Origin of the sequence: Haloechinothrix alba (genome assembly GCF_900188115.1) — a bacterium.
GTDB lineage: Bacteria > Actinomycetota > Actinomycetes > Mycobacteriales > Pseudonocardiaceae > Haloechinothrix > Haloechinothrix alba.
This window is the reverse complement of record NZ_FZNW01000021.1, coordinates 75,495-100,716: the sequence shown is the minus strand read 5'-3', so window position 1 is coordinate 100,716 and position 25,222 is coordinate 75,495. Positions and strand designations below refer to the sequence as shown.

The window sequence follows — 25,222 nt, the reverse complement described above, 5'->3', positions numbered from 1 at the left end:
GAGACCACGAAGAACAAATCAGGCGACTCACAGCCCGACGAGACTGAAAACGTTAACCGGCCAAAAACCGGAAGGCGAAGCTATTAGCCGGATAAAGCTACGATAACGCCGGCATCGAGTCATTCCGGGGCGCATGCACACCGAGGTACTCGACCGCAAGACGTGGATGACCGGGATCGGACTGGCCAAAGCGATCGTCGAATACCTCGAGATCTTCTACGACCGCCGGCGCCGCCACAGCGCACTCGGCATGCTCACCCCGACCGCGCACGAACACCACCCGACCGTCCAGCCCGTCGCCCGAGATCCAACAACCCGGCACAACAAGACCCAGGCAACATCACCACCGCACGCGGTGCACAACACCGCGCCACCCAGCCTGCGCCACGCATGTTCCCGCCGGCCCACGGGCAGGCGGCGCAGACCGATCCACCGCCAGAGCGATCACCGGCACCAGATGGTGCAGCAGGTCACATGCGAGAACCCGCCGGTTGCACGGTCCAGTTAATGTAAACTATATTCAATTTTATAGTCACATCGATGCATCCTCGGACTACACATGCGCACGTCAGGCCCACCCTCCGAGACCGAAAGCGAGCACGTGTCGAACCCCGCGAAGACACCCCCGCCCGACGCAGGTCCAGCCTCCGGCCGCGGTGCCGTCGCGCTCCGGCCCGACCACCGCCGGTCGCCGGCAGCCGGGCACCGGCGCCATGGTGCGGCTCCCTCCACATCACTCGTGACGACAGGGTCGGTCGCCCGATGAGCTCAGCTGCAGAACGGGCGCGCGACGCGCGGACATGGTTGTTCGTGCCCGGCGACACCCCGGATCGCTTCGCGAAGGCCGAGGCCGCTTCCCCGGATGTGATGGTTATCGACCTCGAGGACGCTGTGGCGGAGCCGCGCAAGCACGATGCCCGGTCGGCCGCCGCAGAGTGGCTCGACGCCGGTCACCCGGCCGCCGTCCGCGTGAACCCGCCGGATACCGAGTGGCACGCCGATGACATATCCATGGTCCGCCGCCGCGAGTGCATCGTCATGGTGCCCAAGAGCGAAGACGCGGCGAGCATCGAGCAACTCACCACCCTCCTGGCGCCCGGCTCGTGTGTCGTCGCGCTCATCGAGACGGCTAAGGGCGTGTCCCGAGCAGAGAGTCTCGCCATGGCGAGCGGAGTGGAACGGCTCGCCTTCGGTAGCTTCGACCTCGCTGCGCAACTCGGAGTGGCGGCGAGTGATGCGACCGCGATGGCGTATCCGCGCACGGCATTGGTACTCGCCTCCGCGGTGGCCGGCCTCGCGCCGCCCGTTGACGGCGTATGCGGTCAGCTGGCCGACGATGCACCGTTGCGCGAGGAGACCGCCCTGGCAGCACGGCTCGGCTTCGCAGGCAAGTTGTGCATCCATCCACGGCAGGTTCCCATCGTCACCGAAAGCCTGAGTCCGGCGCAGCACGAGCTGCGATGGGCTCGTGCGGTCGTCGACGCCGAACGGCACGACGGCGTCGCCGTACTGGACGGCCAGATGGTCGACAAACCCGTAGTCGAGAGGGCACGCAGGATCCTGCGGCTGTCCCGCACCGAGCAGGAGGCACCATGACCGCGGCGACCAGTATGTTGAGCCAGGAGGAGCGCGACATGGTCGCGATGGTCGCCGAGTTCGTTGACCAGCGCGTCCGCCCGAAGGTACGCGAGTACGAGCCGGGCGACATCTACCCCGAGGAGTTCATCGAGGAGATGAAGAGGCTCGGGTTCTTCGGCCTGCTGGCGCCCGAGGAACACGGCGGCGTGGATGTCAGCACAGCGTGCTTCGCGCTCGTGACCGAGGAGCTGGCACGTGGCTGGATGAGCCTGGCAGGGGCGATCGGCGGGCACTCGGTCATCACCTACCTGATCAGGCACTTCGGAACCCCCGAACAGCGCGATGCCTACCTGCCGCGCATGGCTGACGGCAGCCTGCGAGCGACGATGGCCCTGACCGAACCCGGCGGTGGCAGCGACCTCCAGGCGATGCGTACGCAGGCCCAGGCCGACGGTGACGAGCTGGTGATCAACGGATCCAAGATGTGGATCTCCAATGCCCGCCACTCCGGGCTGATCGGGCTGCTCTGCATCACCGACCCGGAGGCGGAACCGGCACACCGCGGAATGAGCGTGGTACTGGTCGAGGCCGGTGAGGGGGTCGAGGTGTCGCCGAACCTGCCCAAGCTCGGCTACCGCGGTGTGGAGTCGTGCGAGGTCGTCTTCGACGCCGCCCGGGTGCCGAGCAGCGCCGTTCTCGGCGGCGAGCCGAACAAGGGCTGGGCGCACATGATGCGCGGTCTCGAGGTCGGACGCATCCAGGTAGCGGCACGCGCGGTCGGGGTCGGTCAGGCGGCCCTTGCCGAGGCCGTGGCCTACTCCCAGCAACGCGAGTCGTTCGGCAAACCGATCTGGAAGCACCAGTCGGTGGGCAACCTCCTCGCCGACATGGCGACCAAGGTGCGGGCGTCCCGGCTCATGACGGTGGACGCCGCCGCGTGCCTGGACGCGGGAGAGCGCACGGACATGGAAGCCGGCATGGCCAAGCTGTTCGCCTCGGAGAACGCGATGCAGGTCGCCCTGGACGCCATGCGCGTGCACGGAGGATACGGTTACTCGAAGGAGTTCGACGTCGAGCGCTACTTCAGGGACGCACCGCTGATGATCCTCGGCGAAGGCACCAACGAGATCCAGCGCAACGTCATCGCCGCGCAGCTGATCGCGCGCGAGGCACAGGACAGCGAGGGGAGGTAACCGGCGTGGGACTGCTGGACGGGCGGACCGCGGTGATCACGGGAGCGGCTCAGGGAATCGGCTTCGCGATCGCGCAACGCTTCGTACAAGAGGGGGCCCGAGTCGTTCTCGGCGACCTCGACGGGGACGCCTCCGAGACCGCGGTCACCGAGCTCGGCGGCACCGAAAGGGCCCACGCGCACCGGTGCGATGTCACCCGGTCCGCCGATATCGACGCGCTACTGCGTGCCGCGACCGATCTCACCGGCTCGGTGGACGTCATGGTCAACAACGCTGGCGTCACCAGGGACGCGACCATGCGTACCATGACCGAGGAGCAGTTCGACCAGGTCGTCGACGTGCACCTCAAGGGCTGCTGGAACGGCACCCGGCAGGCGGCAGCGGTCATGCGCGAGCAGCGCAGCGGAGCTGTCGTCAACGTCTCCTCGCTCTCCGGCAAGGTCGGCATGGCCGGGCAGACGAACTACTCCGCGGCCAAGGCAGGCATCGTCGGGCTCTCCAAGGCAGCCGCCAAGGAAATGGCGCACCATGGCGTCCGGGTCAACGCGATACAGCCCGGGTTGATCGCCACACCGATGACCACGGCCATGCCGGAGCACGTCTGGGAGGGCAAGATGCACGAGATCCCCATGCAGCGCGCGGGAGAGCCGGGCGAGGTCGCTTCGGTCGCGCTCTTCCTCGCCTCGGACCTGTCCTCCTACATGACCGGCACGGTCCTGGAAGTCACCGGCGGAAGGTTCATGTGAGCCCCGTGTCGTGGGAGCCGCACACGGTCGTCACCGACGAGGTGGTCGAGCACGCGCCGGTGGCAGCGCTGGCCGCGCTGCTCGACGACGGCCTCGCCGCCCCGGGCGTCGGCGACGAGTTGCCGCCGCTGTGGCACTGGGTGGCCCTGGCACGGTGGCCGGTATCCGCGGAGATCGGTGTCGACGGGCACCCGCGGCGCGGCTCGTTCCTGCCCCCGATCGACCTTCCCCGGCGCATGTTCGCGGGCGGGTCCGCCGGCTTCCACGCAGGCATCACCGTCGGCAGCACCGTCCGCCGCGAGTCGCGGGTGACCTCGGTCGAGGAGAAGTCCGGCCGCAGCGGCAACCTCGTACTCGTCAAGATACGTACCCGGCTGTTCAACGAGGACGGTGCCTGTGCCGTGGACGAGACCCAGGACCTCGTGTTCCGTGAAGGCGGCGCGGCCGGTGACGACGCCGCCACACCGGACAGCGCGTCCGGCCTCACCCCAGCCGGGTCGCCGCTGCATCGTCACGCGGCATGGGAGTGGGAGCTGGCCACCGACCCGACGCTCCTCATGCGCTTCAGCGCCGCGACCTCGAACCCGCATCGGATCCATTACGACTGGCCGTACGCGACACGGGTGGAAGGCTATCCCGGACTGGTCGTCCACGGGCCCCTGATGACGCTGGCGCTGGCCGAGCTGGTACGACTCGAAGAGCATCCGCAGCCGGTCACGCATATCCACCACCGCGTACTCCGCCCGCTGTACTGTGGACAACGCGCATCGCTCGTACGCACCGACTCCCAGGAATCCGGCGGCATGACGCTCAGCGCCGTCGGTCCTGACTGGACAGAGGGAGCGGAGCCGCGGCCGAACGCGACCGTGACTGTCGACAGTTCGACCCGGCAGTGATCAGCAGCCGTGGGCCGAACCGCCGCGGGACACCCCCGCGCGGTCACGGTTCCAGGTAGATCGACTTGGTCACCTGGTTGGCCTCGAGCCCCTCGGGACCGAGTTCACGGCCGATACCGCTCGCCTTGACGCCCCCGAACGGCGCTCCGGGGTCGAGCATGTAGTTGTTGATCCCGATCGATCCCGTCTGTACCCGCGCGGCGACCGACTCGGCACGCTCGGGGTCGGCCGACCACACGCTACCGCCGAGACCGTACTCGGAGTCGTTCGCGATGGCGACCGCCTCGTCGACCGTGCTGTACGGAATCACGGACAGCACGGGTCCGAAGATCTCCTCCCTGGCGATGGCCGAGTCGTTGTCCACGTCAGCGAACACGGTCGGCTCGACGTACCACCCCCTGTCGAACTCCGCCGGTCGCTTGCCGCCACTGACCAGCCGCGCACCCTCGGACCGGCCGGCACTGATATAGGCCTCGACGCGGTCGCGTTGCCGCTCGCTGACCAGCGGGCCGAGCTCGGTGGCGGGATCCAGCGGATCACCCAGCTTCAGTGAACGCACCATCGCCGTCAACGCCTCGACCACCGAGTCGTAGCGATTCCGCGGAGCCAGGATCCTCGTTCCCACGTAGCACGTCTGCCCGCTGTTCATCAGGGTCGCCTGGAACAGGCTTTCGAACCTCGACGGCAGGTCGGCGTCATCCAGTACGATCGCAGCCGACTTTCCGCCCAGCTCCAGCGTGACCGGCCGGAGCAGCCGCCCGCATACCTCGCCGATCGCGCGTCCGGCAGCGGTCGAGCCCGTGAACGACACCTTGTCCACGCCGGGATGCGCGACAAGCGCAGCACCGGCGTCCCGATCGCCGGGAACGATGTTGATCACACCCGGCGGCAACCCTGCCGCTTCGGCCGCTTCGGCGATGACGAACGCGTCCAACACCGTCTCCGGCGCAGGCTTGAGCACCACCGTACAGCCGGCGGCGAGCGCCGGCGCGATCTTGAAGAAACTCAACGACTGCGGGAAGTTCCACGGCACGACCGCAGCCACCACACCGACCGGATCACGCCGCACAACGGTGGTGCCGGCCACGAACGCCGGCCTGCGCTCCTCGCCGGGTTGCTCCTGGATCAGGGTGGCGTAGTACCCCAACAGCAAGGACGGGAACAGCGCCTCACTCTGCTCGCCGATACTCACCGGCATCCCGTTCTGGCTACTGACGCGGCGCACGATCTCCTCGCTGCGCGCAACCAGCTCGTCGGCCAACCGCTCCATGGCGGCCGCCCGCTCGGCTGCCGGCCAACCGGACCAGCCTGCGGGATCGTCGAAGGCCCGGCGGGCGGCGTTGACCGCGGCCTCGACATCCTCCTCGCGTGCCTCGGGTACCCGGCCGATCGGTTCTTCGGTGCTTGCCGACGTCACGTCGATCCGTGACGCCGAGCTGGGCGCGACCCAGTCGCCACCGATGAAGAGCCTGTCGTATTCCACGTGCATGCGTGCTCCTGCTGTGCTGGTTGCCTACCGGACGAGCGCGCGGGCGGCTCGGGCGCACGGTCCGGTCCTGTCGCCGGGCGCCGGGTCAACCCACGAGATCGCGCCCGATCAGCTCCTTCATGATCTCGGTGGTTCCGCCGTAGATGGTCTGCACGCGTGTGTCCACGAACGCCCGGGCGACCGCGTACTCGGTCATGTAGCCGTAGCCCCCGTGCAGCTGCAGGCAGCGATCCATGATCCGTTTCTGCAGCTCGCTCACGTACCACTTCCCCTTGGCCGCGTCCACCGCTGTCAGCTCGCCCGCGTTGTACGCGCGCACCGAGTCGTCGACATAGGCTTGCGCGACATCGATCTCCGTGGCCATCTCGGCGAGCTCGAAACGAACGTGCTGGAACTCGGCGATCGACCGGCCGAATGCCTGGCGCTCGGCGCAGTACTGCCGCGTCACGTCGAACACCGCTCGGCAGTTCGCGAGGGACTTGACGGTGACGCCGAGGCGTTCGCGGGGAAGGTGGCTCATCAGGTGCTGCAATCCCCGGCCTTCAACGCCGAGCAGGTTGTCCGACGGCACCCGGACGTCGTCGAAGTACAGTTCCGCGGTGTCCTGCGCCGGCAGTCCGATCTTGTCCAGCTTCCTGCCTCGCCGGAAACCCGGCATGTCCTTCTCCACCACGAACAGGCTGTACCCGTTCGAGCCTGCGTCGGGATCGGTTCGCGCGGCGACGATCACGAGATCGGCCATGATCCCGCTGCTGATGAAGGTTTTCTGCCCGTTCAGGATCCACTCGTCGCCGTCGCGACGCGCAGTCGTTCGAATTCCCCGCAGGTCACTGCCTGCTCCGGGCTCGCTCATCGCCAGCGCCCCGATCAGCTCGCCCCGGGCGATGCCCGGCAGCCATCGCCGGCGCTGCTCCTCGGTGGTGAGGTCGAGCAGGTAATGCAGTACCAGGTCGTCCTGCAGCGCGATGGTCACCGCGAAGGAGATCGTGTGCGCCTTGGCGATCTCCTCCGCGGCCACCATGCGGAAGCGGTAGTCCTGCTCCCCGGCACCGCCGTAGGCCTCCGGGATCTGCAGACCGTAGACCCCGAGACCGGCTGCCCTGGCGAATACCGAGCGATCGATCCACCTGTCGGCTTCCCACGATTCGTGGTACGGAACGACCTCCTTCTGCAGGAACGTGCGCACCGTCTCCCGGTACTGCTCGTGCGTATCGTCGTAGAGCTTCCGCTCCATGGCAATCATCCCAGCCGTTCGATGATGGTCACATTGGATTGTCCTCCGCCCTCGCACATGGTCTGCAGGCCGAACCGGCCGCCGGTGCGCTCGAGCTCGTGGAGCATGGTCGTCATCAGCCGGGCACCGGTCGCACCGAGCGGGTGACCGAGCGCTATCGCGCCGCCGTTGACGTTGACCCTCTCCGGATCCACGCCGAGCTCCCGCTGCCACGCGAGCACCACACTGGCGAACGCCTCGTTGCACTCGAACAGGTCGATGTCGTCCACACCGAGCCCCGTCCTGGCCAGCGCGCGCCGTGTCGCGGGTATCGGGGCGGTCAGGAGGTTGACCGGATCCGAGCCGAGTACCGACAGGTGGTGCACGCGGGCCCGCGGCGTCAGGCCGTGCGCGCGTACCGCCTCTTCCGACGCGACAAGCATCGCGGCCGCGGCGTCGGAGATCTGGCTCGCCACGGCAGCCGTTATCCGGCCGTCCGTGACCACGGGCTCGAGCTCGGCCATCTTGTCCGGTGAGGTATCGGCCCGCGGCCCCTCGTCACGCTTCACACCGTCGAGCGGCAGCAGCTCCTGATCGAACCGGCCGTCCTCCCGGGCTCGGACGGCACGCCGGTGACTCTCCAGCGCGAACCGCTCCATCTCCGGACGGGAGATGCCGTACTCATCCGCGATCATCTCCGCGGAGCGGAACTGCGATATCTCCTGCTCCCCGTAACGCGATTCCCATCCCGCACAGCCCGTCCACGGGTCCGATGCGCCGTACGGCTCGCCCGCCTGGAACGAGCTGAGTATCGGGTACTGGCTCATGTTCTGCACACCGCCTGCCAGGACGAGCTCTGCGGTCCCGCTCATCACGGCCTGCGCGGCGAAGTGCACCGCCTGCTGCGAGGAACCGCACTGACGATCCACCGTGACACCGGGAACGGACTCGGGCACCCCCGCGGCCAGCGCACTCGTACGCGCGATGTCACCGGCTTGCGCGCCAATGGTGTCGAGGCAACCGAAGATCACATCGTCGATCGCCGCGGGGTCGACACCGGTCCGCTCGACGAGTCCGCGGATCACGTGCGCGCCGAGGTCGGCCGGGTGGACCGCGGACAGGCCACCTCGTCGGCGGCCCACCGGGCTGCGCTGCGCATCGACAATGAAGGCCTCGGCCATCTGTCCTCCTCTACTCGGCTGGCATCGCTACAAGTTTAATATAGAATAAATTCCATGTATATGTGATCCGTACGACCAGCCGCGCCGGTCACGGCATGGCGAAACCGCCGCTGACGGAGAAGACCTGCCCCGTCACCTGCCGCGCCGCCCGCTCCGAGGAAAGCCAGACAACCGCATTGGCCACATCGTCCGGACTCGTCAACCTGCGCAGCGGTATACCCTTGCGTAGTGACTCGACCTGCTTGTCGCTGAACACAGCGTCCCGCCCCGCGGACCAGAGGCTGTCCGCCCCGACAGCCTCATCCCCGTCCGGTAGCACGAGACCGGGACAAACCACATTGGATCGGATCCCGTCGCGCCCGTGCTCCTTCGCGACGGTCCGGGCGTGGGCGATCATGCCCGCTTTGGCGGCGCCGTAGACACCCTGGCGGTGCTCGCCGAAGGCCGCATCACTGGAGATCGCCACGATGGAGCCACCCCCGACCGAACGCATCTCGTGTACCGCTGCTTGCGTGCAGTCCACGGCCGACAGCAGGTTGATCTCCACGGTGCGCAGCCACCGCCTGCGGTCCACGTCCTCGGTGATGAATGCCGGTGCGGTCCATCCCGCGTTGTTGACGAGGACGTCAATCCCGCCCCACAGGTCGACGACGCTGCCCACCGCCCGGGTTCCGGACTCTTCGGCGGTCAGGTCGACCACGGCGACCTCGGCAGCCTTGGCACCGTGCGACAACGCCTCCTCGCGCACCTTCGCCGCTTGCTCGCCATCGATATCGCAGATGACGATGCGGGCACCCTCGGCTGCGAAGCCGTGCACGATACCCCGGCCGATATTGGACGCACCTCCGGTCACCAGCACCCTGACACCTTCGAGGCCGAGCTCCATCACCCCTCCTTCCGGGCAGCTGCGTGCCACGTTGACGGACACGCTAGATTATTTTATCATAAATTTAAAAGTGAACGAAACAGGAAAGTAGGGGTCGGATGAGGGTCTTCGCCAGCCCGTTCGAGCTTCCCGCGGCAGCGGGCGAGGAGCTGGGTACGACGGAGTGGGCGGTCGTCGACCAGCCGCGTATCGACCGGTTCGCCGAGGCCACCGGTGACCACCAGTGGATACACGTGGATCCGGAGCGCGCCAAGGACGGGCCGTTCGGCAGGACGATCGCGCACGGGCTGCTGACACTGTCCCTGCTGCCGTCGTTCCTGCAGCAGCTGTACCGTGTGGACGGCGTGACGATGGCAATCAACTACGGTCTGAACAAGGTGCGCTTTCCCGCCCCCGCCCCGGTCGGGGCCCGGCTCCGCGCCAGCTCTCGCATCGCCGACGCCGCCGAGAAGGACGGCACTGTCCAGGTCACGCTCTCCACCACCATCGAGATCGAGGAGAGCGACAAGCCGGCATGTGTCGTGGAATCGGTCGTGCGATACGTCCCGTAGGAACGCCCGGGCACACCGCGCCGGTGCCCGCGGCCACGCGTCGCGTCGCCGGGCCAACCCTGGAGTGCACAACCCCATGACCACGCAAGCAGAGCACGATTCGGCGGGTGCCGTGCGCACCCGCCGCGAGGGAGCGGTCGGATACATCACCCTCGACCGCCCCGACGCGATGAACGCCGTCACGATCGAGCTCGCCCGCGGCCTCGACTCCGCACTGCGCGAGCTCAGCCCGGACGTCGCCGCCATCGTGATCGAGGGAGCGGGCGGGAACTTCTGCGCAGGCGGCGACGTGCACGAGGTGCAGCGCCTGACCGCGGACGGTCCGTCGGCCCTGCGCTCCCTCTTCGAGCACTTCCACCGGGCATGCTCGGGCATCGCCCGCCTCTCCGTTCCCGTCATCGCGGCGGTGCGAGGGTATGCCGTGGCCGGCGGGTTCGAGTTGATGCAGGCCTGCGACATCGCGCTCGTTGCCGAAGACGCGCGGATCGCGGACCACCATGTGAAGGCCGCGCAGGTTCCGGGTGGCGGCGGCTCCCAGCGACTGCCCCGGCTGGTGGGCAAGCAACGGGCACTCGGGCACCTGCTCACCGGCGACCGCATCTCCGGTGAGCAGGCGGTGGAGTGGGGCCTTGCCTACCGGTGCGTCTCCCCGGCCGACTTCGACGCGGAGGTTCGCGCGTTCGCCACGCACGTCGCGTCGATGGACAGGGCGACGCTCGGCACGATCAAGCAACTCGTGCACCAGGGGTCGACGATGAGCCTGGACGACGGTCTGGCCCTGGAGACGGCGACGGTTGTCGAGCACATCACCACCGGTGCGTCGAACCCGACCACCGGCACCTCCACCACACGACACGGGAGTGATCATGACAGTTGAGCCGGTCGACGAGGGTCCGGTACTCCTCGACCTCGACGCCGACGGAGTCGCTCGCATCCGGCTGAACAGGCCTGACGCCTCCAACGGAATGAACGTCGAGCTGCTCAAGGCACTGCACGACGCGGTACTGCGCTGCCACAGCGAGCCGCGGGTCCGCGTCGTGCTCCTCTCCGGCGAGGGGAAGAACTTCTGCGCGGGCGGTGATGTGGACACGTTCGCGAGCAAGGGCGAGGCCCTCCCCGAGTACCTGCGTACGGCGACATCCTGGCTACAACTCGCCACGGCGGGACTGACACAGCTCGAGGCGCCGGTCATCGTCGCGGCGCACGGTTTCGCGGCAGGTGGCGGGGGGTTCGGCCTCGTGTGCGCGGCCGATCTCGTGGTCGCGGCCGAGTCGGCCAAGTTCATGTCGGGTGCGGTCCGGGTCGGAATGGCACCCGACGCGGGGACATCGGTGACGCTGCCCCGGATCGTGGGATTCCGAAAGGCGATGGAGATCCTGCTGACGAACCCCACCCTCACGGCTGCCGAGGCGCTGGATCTCGGCCTGGTCACAACCCTCGTCGCCGACGACGCCCTCGGCAGCGAGGCCCGTGAACTCGCGCGGACCCTCGCCGCGAGCGCACCACGAGCGCTCGGTGCTACGAAGCGACTGCTGTGGAACGGTACGGGCGCGTCGCTGGAGTCCCGGCTACCGGAGGAAGCCCGCACGGTATCCGAGCTGTCCGGAACGAACGACGCCCGCGAAGGACTCGCCGCTGTCCTGGAACGCCGAACCCCGAAGTTCACAGGAGAGTAGGCCCAGCGCATGACACACCATGACAACAGCGGCGACAGCGTGGTGACCTCCGATCACGGGACGGTGCGCCTGGTCACGCTGAACCGTCCCGATAAGCGGAACGCGATCGACCTCGAGCTCCGTGTCGCGCTTGCCGAGTCCCTCGAAGCCGCTCAGGCCGAACCAGCCGTCCGATGTGTCGTGCTTTCCGGCGCCGGAGGGTGTTTCTGCGCCGGTGGCGACATCTCCACGATGCGACGTCAGCAACCCGAGGCGACGAGGCCCCGTGCCGAGGCCGCACAGCGCGTCATCCGCGCGATCTGGAACGGCCCCAAACCCGTGATCGCCGCCGTCGAAGGGTTCGCATTCGGCGCGGGCGCGGCTCTCGCACTCGCGTGCGATCGGGTCGTCGCCGCGGAGGACGTCACGTTCAACACCACGTTCACCGCCGTCGGTCTCGCGGGTGACATGGGTATTTTCGCCTCGCTCCCGGCGCGCGTGGGGCTCGCGCGGGCACGGCAGCTGATGCTCTTCCCGGATCGCCTCTCCGGTACGGACGCGCACTCGATGGGGCTTGTGGACGAGCTCGTGCCACCTGGCGCGTGCACGAAGCGTGCGATCGACGCAGCGGGCTCGATCGCCGGCGGCCCGCCGCTCGCCCTGGCGGGCATCAAGTCGATGCTCGCCGGCTGGCCCCGGGATCCGAACGCGGTGCTCGAGGACGAAGTGGAACTGCAAACCACGTTGTTCGCCTCCGCCGACTTCGAAGAAGGTGTCACCGCGTTCCACGAGAAGCGCGCGCCCGTATTCCGCGGTCGGTGACCCCGGGGGCAGTCGTTCCCCTTCGTGCGCCGCTCCGTACTACGCCCCAGCCCGCCGCACCCCGGCGCAAACGCAGTCACGCGCAGTCGAGCCGGGGTGCTGCGGGCTGGGGCGGCTCCGTCACCAGGGCATCCGAGCACGCATGTCCTCAACCGCCGCGATCACCGCGCTGGTGAGGCTCAGGCAGCGTCAGCCCAGACGGCACGGCATGCTCTTGACGCCACGCACGAAGTTTCCGACCAGGTAACTCGGCTCACCGACCTCCAGCTTCGGCGCCCGATGCAGCAGCTGATCGAAGATCGCTCGCAGCTGTGTCTTGGCGAGCATGTTGCCGAGACAGAAATGCGGGCCCCCGCCACCGAAAGCGACATGGGGATTGGGGCGCCGTGTGACGTCGAAACGGTGCGGGTCGGCGAACACGCTTTCGTCCCGGTTACCCGAGGAATAGAACATGACCACCCACTCGCCTGCCGAGATCTGCCGCCCGCGCAGCTCCGTGTCCTGCGTCACGGTCCGCCGGAAGGTCATCACCGGCGTCACCCATCGCACGAACTCCTCGATGGCCGTATCGATCCGTCCCTCGAAGTCCTCCAGCAACAGATCGCGCTGCTCCGGGAAGTCGCACAGGGCCTTCATCGTCAACGTGATCGTGTTCCGGGTGGTGTCGTTACCCGCGACGGACAGTAGTACGAAGAACGCGCCGATCTCCTCGTCGGTCAGCTTCTCACCATCGATCTCCGCCTGAACGAGATTGGTCATGAGATCGTTCGCCGGGTTCTTCCGCCGGTGTTCGGCGAACTCCATCCCGGTGGAAAGCAGGGTCACCAGCGATTCGTTGAGCACCTGACCCGGCTCGCGGCCCGCGGCCACGTCCTCATCCGCCCACGAGACCATCCCGTCGGCGGCCGCGGCAGCGGTCTCCCGCTTCGCGGGGTCCAACCCCATCATCTCGTAGATCGTCCACATCGGAAGGCGTTTGGACACCTGCTCGACGAAGTCGCAATCCCCGGTCGCGAGCAAGTCATCGACGATCTGCTCGGCCTGGTTCTTGATCTGATCCTCGATCTTGGCCACTTGCTTCGGGGTGAAGGCAGCGCTGACCAGCCTGCGCAGCCTGCTGTGTTCCGGCGCATCCATCCCGAGGAACGACTCCGCGGCGGCAAGGATGTCCCCAGGAACCTCTTCCTGCTGCACACCTTGCGCCGAGGAGAAGATCTCGGGATTCTTGCTGACGTACACGATATCCTCGTGACGCACCACGGCCCAGATGCCCTGCTGCTGGGGCGGCATCAGCGAGCCTTCGAGCGGGACCTGCCAGCTGACCGGGTCGTGTTCCCGGAGCAGGCGGAAGCTCTCCTCGCGTTCCTCCGCTGTCGTTGCCCAGAAGGACAACGGTGACACGGAAACACTGCTGTACGTACGCTGTTCGCCCGTCGCAACCATCGACTCTCCAGTGGGAGTTCGGTTCGGGACGCCCTGCACGGACGACCCGAAGCGTATACCGAGACGTGGCACCTCCTCCGGCAACGGACGCGCACGCCGAGGCCGCCCGATCCCGGATGCCGGTGCGAAACTTACTTGTCTACCAGTAGATCCTGACGACCGTCGCGCTCGAGCATGCCGGTGTATACGGAGAACAACTTGCTTCCGAGCGGGGCCAGCTTCAGCAGGCTGGCCACATTCCCCTCCACAGTCACCTTTCCGCGGGCGATGGCGAACGGCAGGTTCACCGCGCCCTGCCAGTACGCGTTGGCCGTCTCGGCCTTCATGTACATCGTGGCTGAAGGATCCACGTCGTCCCGCTCTCCCTGGTACACCTGGTGGTTACCCATATCGACGGTCAGGACCGCATCGGGTTCGGTGTACCGGAAGCTCACGACGAGGCCGGTGTCCGCCAGCGTCGGCCCGAGCTCCTCATCCTTGAAGGCTTCCTGGAAAATGCCGCCGATATACCGCGCGACTTCGTCTTCGTCCTTGAACGACATAGCTCCTCCGCAGACAGATACAGCTGACGGGAACGCCGACGCACTGGAGGCGCACCGGTCGAGTGGCACCTTCGCATCTCTGCGCGAACGATACCGCATTTTTAATATATATTCAACTAGATACCGGATCATTGCGGCTTCCGGATGCGCAACCCCGACGCGTCGTCGGCGCCGGGCGTCCGCGCCGGCACCGGACCCGTGCGCCGTGCCGCCCAAGGATCGGTGCCGATGCCGTCCACGGAAAGGGTGCGACATGTGACGTGAACGGCACCGGCACCGGGACTTACCGGACCACGCCGGACATACCGGCTCGACGGTGTCGAGCCGAACTACTCGAGCACGGGATGAGGCATCCGCACTCCGGTACTACGAGGCCGCGCCCACGTACCGCTCACGTAGCTCGCGTTTGACGAGCTTGCCGGTCGGTGTGCGCGGTAGCTCGTCGACGAAGTCGACGCTGCTTGGCACCTTGTAGTGCGCGATACGGTCCCGCAGGTAGTCGATCAGATCGCTCGCCAGCTCGGGTCCGGGCGTCACGCCCTCCGCGGGTTGCACGACCGCCTTCACCTGCTCGCCCATCTCGGCGTCGGGCACACCGATCACGGCCGCGTCGAGGACCTTCGTGTGCGGAGTCAGCGCGTTCTCGACCTCTTGCGGGTAGATGTTGACGCCGCCCGAGATGATCACGAACGACTTGCGGTCGGTGAGGAAGAGATAGCCGTCCTCGTCCACATATCCCACATCCCCGACCGTGGTCCAGTTGGGATGTTCCGGGTGCTGGGCGTCTCTCGTCTTCTCCGGGTCGTTGTGATACCGGAACGGCAGCTCGTCCCGCTCGAAGTACACCAGACCTGTCTGCCCGGGAGGCAGCTCCGCGCCGGACTCGTCGCACACGTGTAGCGACCCGAGCATGGCCTTACCCACCGAACCCGGCTTCTGGCGCCACTCCTGCGGGGTGATCAGCGTGAGACCGTGGCCCTCGGTGGACCCGTAGTACTCGTAGACGATGTCGCCCCACCAGTCCATCATCGCTTGCTTGACCTCCGTGGGGCACGGCGCCGCAGCATGTACCGCGACCCGGAGGCTCGACACGTCGTACCGGTTCCGGTTCTCAACGGGCAGCTTCAGCATGCGCACGAACATCGTCGGTACGACCTGCACCGCGGTCGCCCGGTACTGCTCGATGTGCTCCAGCAGTGCCTCCGCATCGAACTTCCGCATCACCACCACGGTTCCGCCGAGCGCGTGAATCGCACCGGCCCAGCGCAACGGTGCCGTATGATACAGCGGGGCCGGGGAGAGGTAGGTGTCCTCGGCGCCCAGCCCGAGAACGTGCTGGAGGAACGGCACCAGCACGTCGGCAGAGGGATCGTCCACCTGAACCTGCGGCTCGTCAACCTTGATCCCTTTGGGGCGCCCGGTGGTACCGGACGAGTAGAGCATCGGACCGCCGCGCGGTTGATCGGTGAGGCGTTCCGCAGGTGCGGCTGCCAGCGCGTCCTCATAGGAGCCGAACCCGGGAACCGAGCCGTTGAACGCATAGCGCATCGTGACACCGGGTACCAGCGATGTCACCTCTGTGGCGAGCTCGCTCAACGACGCGGATGCGAAAAGGGCCACCGAGCCACTGTCCTCGAGGATGTAGGCGACTTCCTCCGCAGCCAGATGGCGGTTGACAGCTGTGACATAGAGACCGGAGCGCAAGGCGGCCCAGTAGATCTCGAAGAACTGCGGGTTGTTGTCGGACAACAACGCGATCACGTCGCCCGGGCGGAGCCCGGAGTCGTAGAGCATCCTCGCCAGCCGCGCGGACCGGTCGTCGAGATCCTGATAGGTAAGTATCTCTCCGGTCTCGGCGAGGATGACTGCCGGCCTGTCGGGCGCGGCCTCGGCGATCGTTCCTGGATACATTCCGTCGTTCCTTCCATCCCGATGACACTTGCTGGAGTCGTGCTCCTGAGGCCGGCTCGCCTGCGAGCCGGTGTGTCATGGAGCGTGTAGTTCCACCGATGCTCCGATGCGCGCCATCGCGTGGATACCGAACTCGCACCGGAAAGCCACACGAACTCCCACACCGACCGCATACACGCGAAGTCGTCTACTTTTTATTCTACGATAGAATATAATACGGTGTCCGGTAATGCAACGCACTCGAGCGAGACCGTTTCAGGACCGGCGCGACAGCGCCTCCGACGGCACCGGGAACGCTCGCCTCCCGTGTCCGGTACGTGGCTGGGCCCGACGTACCGGACACGGGACGATCAGCAAGCCAGCAGGTCTTGCCTGCCTTCACGCTTGAGCGTGTCCACGTACAGGTGGGCGAAGGTATCCTGTTGCGAAACCAGTTCCAGAAGCTCGTAGCCACTGCCTTCCACGACGATGTCGCCGCTGGCCAGCGCCTCGGACACATCGAGCCGGCCCTGGCAGCAGAGGTTGGCGTTGTCGCCGTTCATCGCCACCATGGCCGACGGCACCGAGCTCCGGTGATCGCCCATGCGCACTTCCCTCCGCTCGGTGTCGATGTCCAGCACGCAGTCCGGGTCGATGAGACCGAAGCGCAGCCGCAGGCGCCGTCCCTCCAGTGTCGGACCCAGTCGTGGATCGTCGAAGGCCGACTTGAAGGTCTCGCCGATGTACCTGTAGACCTCTTCCGAACCGTTCAGCTTCATCGCGCACTCCAGTCGCCGGGTGTATCCGGAGTCTTCACCCCGAGAGGATGCACCCACTCTGCAGCCGCGCGAACGGAACCGAATCGGTACGCATGCGTATTTGGATACGTAGTGCCCGTCACGCAGGTATCAGGCAACGGTCGTGTTACGGACGGGAACCGGGTGGATACGCTGCGCATACGACCATCCGCCACTTCCCGATCCCTGCGGACGGTGATCGCGGAGCTCACCCGTGGAACGGCCTGATCCTGTGCTACCGAGTCCCCGGGGCGAGAGGTTCCGTCGCCGTCTCAGCGGTGCACGGACAACGCCCGCACGGGAGCAGGCGAGGAGCCTAGCTACCCTCGGCCACGTCCGGCGCGGCCTGCAACCCGTTCCGGATGAACGATACCGCCGTCTTGGTCACGGTGGCCAGCGACTCACGCCGCGGGTTCCACCACTCGGCTGCCCAGCTGAGCGCGCCCATCACGAGCATCCGAGCCACCATCGGGTCCAGATCCGCGCGCAACTCGCCTGCCTTGCGCGCAGCCTCGAACAGCTCGTGCCACACATCCCCGTACCGCTTCGCCTCACGGTCGTACCGGCGCTTGATGTCCTCGGGCACCTGCCCCGCGTTGCGTATCGCAGCGGTCGTGTAGTCGGAGATCTCCAGCTCGTGCGTGAGGTGCTCGGACACGGCGAGCTCGATCCGCTCCATCGGCCTCGCATCCGCGGAGAGGCCCTTCAGCGCGTCCTCGAGGTGCTCGCGCATCTGCGCGATCCCGACCCACATCACCTCTTCCACAAGATCCTCACGAGAGTGGAAGTAGTAGTAGATGGCAGGCGCCTGGATCTCTGCCCGCTCGGCGATATCTCCCAGCCGCGTACCCGCGTACCCCTTCCGGCTCAGCACGTAGGCCGCCGCGTCCAGAATGCGCGCCCGGGTCTGCTCGGACTTGCGTGCCGAGCGTCCCGTATCCGATGCCTGAGTTGCGCGTGTCCTCGCCACACTTGACATTCTAGACGATCATAAAAGCCACGGGGGCCGGGCGGCCTCCGAGTGTCGACCCGACAGGTACCACGCTGCGTAACGATTCGGGTCGGCAAGCATCCCCGGCGCTGTACGATCAACAACCCGATCCGGTAGCGTGTCCGTGAGGACGACGTCCGAGTCCAAAGGCTGGATGATGGCTGGAAGCGCAGCGAAAAGACATGCTGCCACGAACCTTCCTGCCGAGCTGACCAGCTTCGTCGGCAGGCGGCGCGAACGCGCCGACGCCAGGGCGTTGCTCTCCGAGTCGCGTCTGGTCACGCTGACCGGACCGGGCGGGGTCGGCAAGACCCGCCTGGCGTGGCGTCTCGCGGACGACCTTCATCGCACGTTCACACACGGTATCTGGTTCGTCTCGTTGGGTGAACTGAGTGACGCAGAGTGGCTACCACATACCGTCGCCGGCAGCCTGGGCTTGCAAGGCCGGTCGAACCGCACGGCACCCGAGTCCCTGGTCGAACACCTACGGCAGCGCGATGCGCTACTCGTCCTCGACAACTGCGAACACCTCGTGGACGCGTGCGCGATGCTCATCGACACGCTCCTACGCACCTGCCCGGGGCTGAAGGTCGTCGCAACGAGCCGCGAACCCCTTCGCATCTGGGGCGAGGCGATATACTCCGTGCTGCCGCTGGCCAGCCCGCCTCGTGGCGTCGAGGAGTCCACCGCACTGCGGCAGTACGAATCCGTAGGGTTGTTCATCGATCGTGCGCGAGCCGTGGTGCCCGGCTTCGAGCTGACCGAGTCCAACCGCCGTGCGGTGGCCGATATCTGCCGACGGCTGGAGGGAATCCCGCTGGCCATCGAGCTTGCCGCGGTACGGCTGCGCGCGATGTCGCCCGACGAGATCGCACGGCATCTCGCCCAGCACGCCGACATACTGACGCTGGGCAGCAGGACCGCGCCGGGCCGGCAACGAACGATGACGGCGTCCATCGAATGGAGCTTCTCGCTGTGCTCCACAGAGGAGCGTGAACTCTGGGCACGTTCCTCGGTCTTCGCCGGGGGATTCGAACTCGAGGCTGCGCGCGCGGTCTGCGCCGCCAACGACGAGGCCGTGGAGCGCATGCCGGATCTTCTGCAATCCCTTGTAGACAAGTCGATCCTCGTCACGCACCGGCAACAGGGACGCACGCGTTACCGGATGCTCCCCCCGATCCGGCAGCGGGGTGCGCAGCACCTGCAGGAACTTGGCGAATTCCGCAATGTGCGGCGGCGTCACCGGGACTGGTATGTCGAGCTCGCGGAACGCGCCGAACGAGAATGGCTCGGTCCGCGCCAGCTCGACTGGATCGAGTGGTTACGGCGAGAGCAGGGAAACTTCCGGGTGGCGCTCGAGTACTGCTACACGGAGCCTGGCGAGGCGGAGCCGGGGCTGCGCATGGGTGCGAGCCTACTCGAATTCGGCATGGCCGAGGGACTGTTCCGCCCCGGCAGGCTGTGGTTCGACCGCCTGCTCAGCCAGGCTCCGAAACCGACGTTCACCAGGCTGCGGGCACTGCGCACCGCATGCTGGTGGGCTGCCATGCAGGGCGACCTGGCGCGTGCCGACCAGTTCCTCGACGAAGCGCGGTGCATCCTTCACCAGCTCGACGAACCGGACTCAGCCCTGATCGACCAGGCGGCCGGTTTCGTCGCACTGTTCACCGGCGACCTAGAGCAATCGATCAAGTACCTCACGGCAGCGCTACACGGGTTTCGCGCACGCGGGGACCATGCGCAGTGCGCGCACACGCTGGCGGTGCAATCACTTTCCTACACCCTGCACGGCGACTACTGGCAGGCGTTCAAGGCGCACACGGAGTGCGTCGCGCTCACGGAACCGGTGAACGAGCTGTGGTACCGCTCCTACTCGCTCGGGATAGCCGGCCTGGCTGTCTGGCATCAGGGGGATCCGGAAACGGCGGTCTCGCTCGAGAACCAGAGCCTCCGTCTCAAGCGGCTGATGAACGAACAGCTCGGCATCGGGTTGTGCCTGGAAGCCATCGCGTGGATCACGACCGCACAGGCCCCGGAACGCGCGGCTGAACTGATAGGTGCCGCGCAGAACCAGTGGGATGCCATCGAGACCTCGACCAGCGCACTACCCGGGCTTTCGCACCTGCACGAACAAGCCGTGTACCGCGTGCGCGACGCCCTGGGCAACGACTCCTACGAAGCCGCCTGGCGCAGCGGCAATCAGCTCACGACCGCCGCCGCGGTCAGGCTCGCCCTGGACGAGACCGCCGGGGAGGTCGCGGACCGTCCCGCAGGGAGCCCCTCGCACACGGACCTGATGACCAAGCGAGAACGGCAGATCGCGGAGTTGGTCGCGCGCGGCTTCACGAACAAGGACATCGCAGGGAGGCTGGTGATAGCCAAACGCACTGTCGACACACATATCGAGCACATACTGAGCAAGTTCGGGTTCCACTCCCGGAACCAGATCATCGCCTGGATGACCGAGCAGCAAGCTCTCGATACGGGCGCCCGGTCGCCGCAGCACGACCTGTGACGGCTACGCCTGCCGACGGCGTCATACAGCCACACTGTCGATGACCGTGTAGTGTGCCGCGACCTTGCGCTTGATCAACTTGCCCGTCGTCACGCGTGGCAACTCACGGACGAAGTCGACCTTGTCCGGAACCTTCCAGTGCGCGATCCTGTCCGAAACGTGCTCGATCAGCTCGCGCGCCAGCACGGGTCCGACGTCCGTACCGTCCGCGGCGCGGATGACTGCCCTGAGCCGAAGCTGTTCCTGCCCATCGTGCATCCCCACGACGGCGACATCGGCGATCACGGGATGTTCGGCGAGCACATCCTCCACCTCTCGCGGATACACGACACCCTCGTCCTTGGTCAGCGCGAACTCCTTGCGATCCACGAGGAACAGGTAACCGTCCTCCAGGTAGCCGATGTCTCCCATGGTCGTCCAGTTCTCCCGCCACGGGTGCATCACCGAACGTGTCAGCTCCGGCGCATTGCTGTACGCGAAGGACCTGCCCGGCCGGTCGAAGTAGACCAGACCCACCCGCCCCTCCGGAAGCTCGTGCCCGTCGGCGTCACAGACCCGAACCGTGCCCAGCACGCTCCGACCCACCGACCCCGGCTTGCGTAGCCACTCCATGCCCGTGATGAAGGTGAGGCCGTTGCCTTCCGCTGCACCGTAGAACTCGCACACGATCGGCCCGAGCCACTCCAGCAGCTCACGCTTCACCTCAGCCGGGCACGGAGCCGCCGTGTGGATGACGAGCGTCAGGCTCGACAGGTCATAACGGGCGCGCGTCGCGCGTGGGAGCCCGGCCATCTCGGACAGCACGCGCACCGAGCACAGGGCGTGCGATCCGCGGTAACGTCCGATCGCGCCCAGCACCGCCTCGGCAGAGGGCTCGGCGAGCGTGACGACCGTGCCACCTGCCATCTGCACCGCGACGAACGCCTGGAGTGATGTCGGCTCGTACAGGGGCATCGCGCACAGGCAGACCGTGTTCGCGGTGATGCCGCAGCACGGCGCGATGTGTCGTGCGGGTCCCGCGCGGTCATCGGGAGCGGCTCCGTACACGCCGAGCGGACGAACCCCCTTCGGCCGACCCGTCGTTCCCGCCGAGTACACCAGCTCGGAGCCGTTCCACGTATCGCCGACCGAGACGGAAGCCGAACTCAGTGCACCCTCGTAGTCCTCGTGATGTTCGATGCCGGATCCACGCACGAAGCGAACCTCGACATGCGGCGTCAACGCCGCCAGGGAGCCGGCGAGCTCGCTCATCGACTCCGAGATGAACAGCGCCCGCGCCCCGCTGTCGTTGATGACGTAGGCGATCTCCTCCACGCCCAACGAGTGATCAACCGGGGTGAACGACAGGCCCCGCCGCATCGCTGCCCAGTAGACCTCCGCGCTGAGCACGGAGTTCTCGGTAAGGAGCGCGACCACGTCACCCTCGCGCAGTCCGGCGTGCTGGAGCAACCCCGCCACCCGGGCGGATCTGTCGTCGAGCTCGCCGTACGTCATACGCAGGCCGGTATCGGCGACCACGAGAGCGAGGCTGTCCGGATCCCGCCGCGCATGCTCAGCGAGGTGCATGGACGTATCCCTTTCCGCGTCGCCCGGATCGCCGGTCGTCCGTGCACGGTTGCTGCCGCTGCCGGACACGGGAACCCGTCACGCCCTCACGCGCTACGAGGCGCTCGAGCTTGCGTAACGCGCGCAGCTGGAGGGCGGATATCGAACGCGGGTCCCGGTTCATCCGCTCGGCGACCTCCGTGACGGAGAGCCCGCGCAGGAAGCGCAGCTCGACACACCGCTGCTGGTCGCCGGTCAGGTGAGTCAGGCTGCGACGCACGCTTCCCGCGAGCTCTCTCTCGCAGACGACCTCGGCCGGGTCCGCCGAGCCGTCCGGCGGCTCGACGGACTCGAGAACGGGCGACTCGTATCGCCGGTTCGCCGAGCGCTGGTCGTCCATCACGGCATTGCGGGCGATCGTGATGAGCCACGCCCGGAAGGTCGAGCGCCGGTGCGTCAGCGAATCGATACGCCTCAACATACGGATAAAGACGTCACTGGTCAGGTCTTCAGCCCGGTGACGCTCACCGGTACGGCTGTAGATGTAGGTGAAGACGGCATCCGCGTGCAGCCGGTACAGCGCCTCCATGGCAGCCGTGTCACCGGCCTTGGCCTCCTCCACGAGGTCCCAGATCGACCCGTTCTCGGTAGGCGCCTCGGCCGCCCGGCCGTACGTCGATGACTCGGTCATCCGCGCTCCCTGCCCGCTGTCCTCCGAACGCCTGCGAGCTCGCGGACCGACGAGCCGCTCGGCGCCGGCACGAGCGCCCCTGTCGTCACATACGTACCCGGCATCTCCGGCCACTCCTCACGAAACGCCCGCTACAGCACGCCGGCTCTCGGCGAACGACAGCGCATCCCGCCACGATGCCCTCTTGGCGATCATGCCCCGGTACTTCATGATCTCTGTCGGAGCGTTGATCGTCATCGCTCCGGCCACCGCATCCCCGGCGCGGTACAGGGCAACGCAGCGACTGCCCGGGTCCGGATCGGCGTCGACGATGACCAGTTCGTCGGCATCGGCGACGCCGACGAACTGGATCCTGCTTCCGTACCAGTCGGACCAGAAGTACGGGACCGTGGAGTAGCTCCGCGCCGTAGGCGGATCGAGCGCGTTCCGGGCTGCGCGCGCTCCCTGTTCGGCGGCGCTCGTCCAGTGCTCCAGACGCATCGCGCGGTCGAACAACGGGTTGTACCAGCGCGCCACGTCTCCGGCGGCGTAGACTCCCTCCACACCGGTCCACAGCGTCGCGTCACAGTGGATCCCGTCGTCGACGACAAGGCCGGAGCCTGCCAGCCAGCCCGTCGACGGTGCCGCTCCGATACCCACCACGACGAGGTCCGCATCGAGCACGGAGCCATCGGACAGTACGACACGCTCGACGCGCGCCCGCCCTTCCACGGAATCGACGCTGACTCCGCACCGCAGCCCGGTGGCGTTGCGGGTGTGCAGCGAGCTACAGATCTCCCCCATGGTGCGGCCGACCGCCGCCTGCAACGGTGTGGGCAGGGTCTCGACCACCGTCACGTCGAGACCTCGTTTCCGCGCCGTCGCGGCGACCTCGGACCCGATGAACCCCGCCCCCACGACCACGGTGCGCGCGCCCCCTTCCAAGGCCGCGCGCACGGCCACCGCGTCATCGACGGTGCGCAGGGTGTGCACCCCGTCCAGGCCCTGAGTGCCCGGCAGGTCGCGCGCGGTGGCACCGGTGGCGAGCACGAGAGCGTCGTACGCCACTTCCCGCTGCCCGACGCACACCACCTTGCGCTCCGGGTCCAGCGCGGTAGCCGGTTCGCCCAGCATCAGGTGCACGTCGAGCTCGTGGCGGAAGGTCTCGCCACTACGGAACAACGGGATCTCCGGCGCACCGTCGAGGCGGTCACCCTCCAGGAAAGCCTTGGACAGCGGGGGACGGTCGTACGGCAGGTGCTCCTCCGCCCCCACCAGCGTGATACGCCCGTCGAACCCCGCCTTCCGAGCCGCCTCAACCGCCCGGAGGCCCGCCAGCGAGGCGCCGACCACGACCAGGTGCTCCACCGACATGCCGGAGCCCCTACTCGGTGTCCGCGCTCGAGTCGTCCGGCTCCAGCCGGAGCGCCTCCGTGGGACAACCCTCGACGGCCGCCTCCACGTCCTCCAGCTGCCCTTCCGGCACGGACGACTGTTTCAGCTCCAGCTCACCGTCGTCATTGACCTCGAAGACATCGGGCGCCAGCGACTCGCAGATTCCCAGACCGGTGCACTTGCCGTAATCCACTACGACCTTCATCATCGCTTCCTTAGCTACTCGGCGGCTCATCCGACCGGGTTCACGCCCGGCGTCGCGTCCGTCATGTCGGTGATCGTGTGCCACTGCGCCGCGACGTCGTCCATGGACGGTGTCTGCTCGAACCGCAGGCCCGCGGACTGGAACGGCTGCACGCGGTAGTACGTCCCACCCCCGGCGACCAAGGTCATGCCGGTATCGGTGCACTCCTCGGTCAGCAGGTAGCCGACGAGCGGTGCCACCTGCTCCGGCGGTAGCTTGGCAAGCATCTCCGGCGGAGCCACGTCCTCCGTCATCCGCGTCGCCGCCATCGGCGCGACCGCGTTGGCGGTGATGTTGTGCTTGCTTCCCTCGATCGCGAGGGTGTTGACCAGCCCTACCAGGCCGGCCTTGGCACTACCGTAGTTCGCCTGACCGAAGTTGCCGAACAGCCCGCTCGTCGAGGCCGCCATCACGACGCGGCCGTACCGCTGCTCCCGGAAGTACGGCCACGCGGCGCTGGTGACGTGATAGCTACCGAACAGGTGTACCCGTAGCACGGCTTCCCAGTCCTCGGCGGTCATCTTGTGGAACGCGCGATCACGGAGGATGCCGGCGTTGTTCACGATGCCGTGGACCCCACCGTACTCGGCCACGGCCGTTCCGATGATCGCCCGCGCGCCCTCCTCGGTGTCCACACTGTCGTAGCTGGCCACCGCATCGCCGCCTGCTTCCCGGATCTCCCGCACGACCTGGTCCGCCATCGCGGTGCTCTCGCCCGATCCGTCACGGGCACCTCCGAGATCGTTGACCACGACGCGCGCACCTTCGCGGGCGAGCAGCATGGCGTACTCACGCCCCAGGCCGCCACCCGCGCCCGTCACGACGACTACGCGATCCTTGACACCAACCAATCGATCCTCCGGCTCTACTGGCATGCCGGTGCGCCGTGTGATCCGGCTACCGTTCCGGGATCACCACACCGACATGCGTTACTTTTTAATTAATAATAAATAGATTTCGTCGGCTCGTCAAGCCGACCG

24 protein-coding genes are annotated in these 25,222 nt (G+C 67.1%); 10 read left to right on the top strand and 14 right to left on the bottom strand.

Annotation, left to right across the window (positions count from 1 at the left end; genetic code table 11):
- Positions 1 to 133 precede the first annotated feature (133 nt).
- The 5 genes from CHB84_RS18845 to CHB84_RS18825 all read left to right on the top strand — a co-directional run bounded on the left by CHB84_RS18845 (position 134) and on the right by CHB84_RS18825 (position 4,413).
- Positions 134 to 508: a hypothetical protein gene (locus CHB84_RS18845; protein WP_089302979.1), complete on the top strand. Its 375-nt coding sequence runs from the start codon at positions 134 to 136 to the stop codon at positions 506 to 508.
- Between the two features lie 254 nt (positions 509 to 762).
- Positions 763 to 1,596, top strand: coding sequence for an HpcH/HpaI aldolase/citrate lyase family protein (locus tag CHB84_RS18840; RefSeq protein WP_089302978.1), 834 nt, complete (start codon positions 763 to 765; stop codon positions 1,594 to 1,596).
- Positions 1,593 to 2,771 (top strand): acyl-CoA dehydrogenase family protein, encoded by a 1,179-nt coding sequence (locus CHB84_RS18835; protein WP_245818835.1) that lies wholly within the window; start codon positions 1,593 to 1,595, stop codon positions 2,769 to 2,771. The genes CHB84_RS18840 and CHB84_RS18835 overlap by 4 nt, the downstream gene beginning before the upstream one ends.
- A gap of 5 nt (positions 2,772 to 2,776) precedes the next feature.
- Complete coding sequence (gene fabG / locus CHB84_RS18830) at positions 2,777 to 3,517, top strand: 3-oxoacyl-ACP reductase FabG (RefSeq protein WP_089302977.1); 741 nt, start codon at positions 2,777 to 2,779, stop codon at positions 3,515 to 3,517.
- Positions 3,514 to 4,413 (top strand): HTD2 family dehydratase, encoded by a 900-nt coding sequence (locus CHB84_RS18825; protein ID WP_089302976.1) that lies wholly within the window; start codon positions 3,514 to 3,516, stop codon positions 4,411 to 4,413. Before fabG ends, CHB84_RS18825 begins: the two co-directional genes overlap by 4 nt.
- A 43-nt stretch (positions 4,414 to 4,456) precedes the next feature.
- Here CHB84_RS18825 and CHB84_RS18820 read toward each other — a convergent pair whose 3' ends face one another.
- From CHB84_RS18820 to CHB84_RS18805, 4 genes are all read right to left on the bottom strand, one after another.
- Positions 4,457 to 5,902, bottom strand: coding sequence for an aldehyde dehydrogenase (locus CHB84_RS18820; protein ID WP_089302975.1), 1,446 nt, complete (start codon positions 5,900 to 5,902; stop codon positions 4,457 to 4,459).
- A gap of 85 nt (positions 5,903 to 5,987) precedes the next feature.
- Positions 5,988 to 7,136, bottom strand: coding sequence for an acyl-CoA dehydrogenase family protein (locus CHB84_RS18815; protein WP_089302974.1), 1,149 nt, complete (start codon positions 7,134 to 7,136; stop codon positions 5,988 to 5,990).
- Between the two features lie 5 nt (positions 7,137 to 7,141).
- Complete coding sequence (locus tag CHB84_RS18810; protein ID WP_089302973.1) at positions 7,142 to 8,296, bottom strand: acetyl-CoA C-acetyltransferase; 1,155 nt, start codon at positions 8,294 to 8,296, stop codon at positions 7,142 to 7,144.
- 88 nt (positions 8,297 to 8,384) lie between these two features.
- The gene (locus tag CHB84_RS18805; RefSeq protein ID WP_245818834.1) at positions 8,385 to 9,224 is read right to left on the bottom strand and encodes an SDR family NAD(P)-dependent oxidoreductase; all 840 of its coding nucleotides are present in this window, start codon (positions 9,222 to 9,224) and stop codon (positions 8,385 to 8,387) included.
- 56 nt (positions 9,225 to 9,280) lie between these two features.
- Here CHB84_RS18805 and CHB84_RS18800 point away from each other — a divergent pair, with 56 nt between their 5' ends.
- The 4 genes from CHB84_RS18800 (at position 9,281) to CHB84_RS18785 (ending at position 12,210) form a co-directional block, all read left to right on the top strand.
- Positions 9,281 to 9,733 carry a MaoC family dehydratase gene (locus CHB84_RS18800; RefSeq protein WP_089302971.1) on the top strand — a complete coding sequence of 151 codons (453 nt, stop codon included), beginning with the start codon at positions 9,281 to 9,283 and terminating at the stop codon, positions 9,731 to 9,733.
- 76 nt (positions 9,734 to 9,809) lie between these two features.
- Entirely contained in the window at positions 9,810 to 10,610 is an 801-nt protein-coding gene (locus CHB84_RS18795; RefSeq protein WP_089302970.1) for an enoyl-CoA hydratase/isomerase family protein, read from the top strand.
- Positions 10,600 to 11,409: an enoyl-CoA hydratase/isomerase family protein gene (locus tag CHB84_RS18790; protein WP_089302969.1), complete on the top strand. Its 810-nt coding sequence runs from the start codon at positions 10,600 to 10,602 to the stop codon at positions 11,407 to 11,409. Before CHB84_RS18795 ends, CHB84_RS18790 begins: the two co-directional genes overlap by 11 nt.
- A gap of 9 nt (positions 11,410 to 11,418) precedes the next feature.
- The gene (locus CHB84_RS18785; RefSeq protein ID WP_089302968.1) at positions 11,419 to 12,210 is read left to right on the top strand and encodes an enoyl-CoA hydratase/isomerase family protein; all 792 of its coding nucleotides are present in this window, start codon (positions 11,419 to 11,421) and stop codon (positions 12,208 to 12,210) included.
- Between the two features lie 189 nt (positions 12,211 to 12,399).
- Here the strand turns inward: CHB84_RS18785 and CHB84_RS18780 are convergent, their stop codons facing one another.
- From CHB84_RS18780 to CHB84_RS18760, 5 genes are all read right to left on the bottom strand, one after another.
- Positions 12,400 to 13,611 (bottom strand): cytochrome P450, encoded by a 1,212-nt coding sequence (locus CHB84_RS18780; protein ID WP_245818833.1) that lies wholly within the window; start codon positions 13,609 to 13,611, stop codon positions 12,400 to 12,402.
- Between the two features lie 173 nt (positions 13,612 to 13,784).
- Positions 13,785 to 14,195, bottom strand: coding sequence for an SCP2 sterol-binding domain-containing protein (locus CHB84_RS18775; RefSeq protein WP_089302966.1), 411 nt, complete (start codon positions 14,193 to 14,195; stop codon positions 13,785 to 13,787).
- 366 nt (positions 14,196 to 14,561) lie between these two features.
- Entirely contained in the window at positions 14,562 to 16,106 is a 1,545-nt protein-coding gene (locus CHB84_RS18770; RefSeq protein ID WP_089302965.1) for an acyl-CoA synthetase, read from the bottom strand.
- Positions 16,107 to 16,456: 350 nt separating this feature from the next.
- Positions 16,457 to 16,864, bottom strand: a complete 408-nt coding sequence (locus tag CHB84_RS18765) for a hypothetical protein (RefSeq protein WP_089302964.1) — start codon at positions 16,862 to 16,864, stop codon at positions 16,457 to 16,459.
- A 334-nt stretch (positions 16,865 to 17,198) separates the two neighbouring features.
- Positions 17,199 to 17,852 (bottom strand): TetR/AcrR family transcriptional regulator, encoded by a 654-nt coding sequence (locus CHB84_RS18760; protein ID WP_245818832.1) that lies wholly within the window; start codon positions 17,850 to 17,852, stop codon positions 17,199 to 17,201.
- Between the two features lie 175 nt (positions 17,853 to 18,027).
- Between CHB84_RS18760 and CHB84_RS18755 the strand changes: the two genes are divergently transcribed.
- The gene (locus CHB84_RS18755; protein WP_089302962.1) at positions 18,028 to 20,388 is read left to right on the top strand and encodes an ATP-binding protein; all 2,361 of its coding nucleotides are present in this window, start codon (positions 18,028 to 18,030) and stop codon (positions 20,386 to 20,388) included.
- Between the two features lie 21 nt (positions 20,389 to 20,409).
- Here the strand turns inward: CHB84_RS18755 and CHB84_RS18750 are convergent, their stop codons facing one another.
- The 5 genes from CHB84_RS18750 to CHB84_RS18730 form a co-directional block, all read right to left on the bottom strand.
- On the bottom strand, positions 20,410 to 21,954 hold the full coding sequence (locus tag CHB84_RS18750) for an AMP-binding protein (protein ID WP_089302961.1): 1,545 nt from the start codon (positions 21,952 to 21,954) through the stop codon (positions 20,410 to 20,412).
- The gene (locus tag CHB84_RS18745; RefSeq protein ID WP_089302960.1) at positions 21,941 to 22,624 is read right to left on the bottom strand and encodes a sigma-70 family RNA polymerase sigma factor; all 684 of its coding nucleotides are present in this window, start codon (positions 22,622 to 22,624) and stop codon (positions 21,941 to 21,943) included. Before CHB84_RS18745 ends, CHB84_RS18750 begins: the two co-directional genes overlap by 14 nt.
- Before the next feature lie 117 nt (positions 22,625 to 22,741).
- Positions 22,742 to 23,977 carry an NAD(P)/FAD-dependent oxidoreductase gene (locus CHB84_RS18740; RefSeq protein WP_089302959.1) on the bottom strand — a complete coding sequence of 412 codons (1,236 nt, stop codon included), beginning with the start codon at positions 23,975 to 23,977 and terminating at the stop codon, positions 22,742 to 22,744.
- 10 nt (positions 23,978 to 23,987) lie between these two features.
- Entirely contained in the window at positions 23,988 to 24,203 is a 216-nt protein-coding gene (locus CHB84_RS18735; RefSeq protein ID WP_089302988.1) for a ferredoxin, read from the bottom strand.
- 26 nt (positions 24,204 to 24,229) lie between these two features.
- Positions 24,230 to 25,063, bottom strand: coding sequence for an SDR family oxidoreductase (locus CHB84_RS18730; protein WP_245818831.1), 834 nt, complete (start codon positions 25,061 to 25,063; stop codon positions 24,230 to 24,232).
- Positions 25,064 to 25,222: the final 159 nt, after the last annotated feature.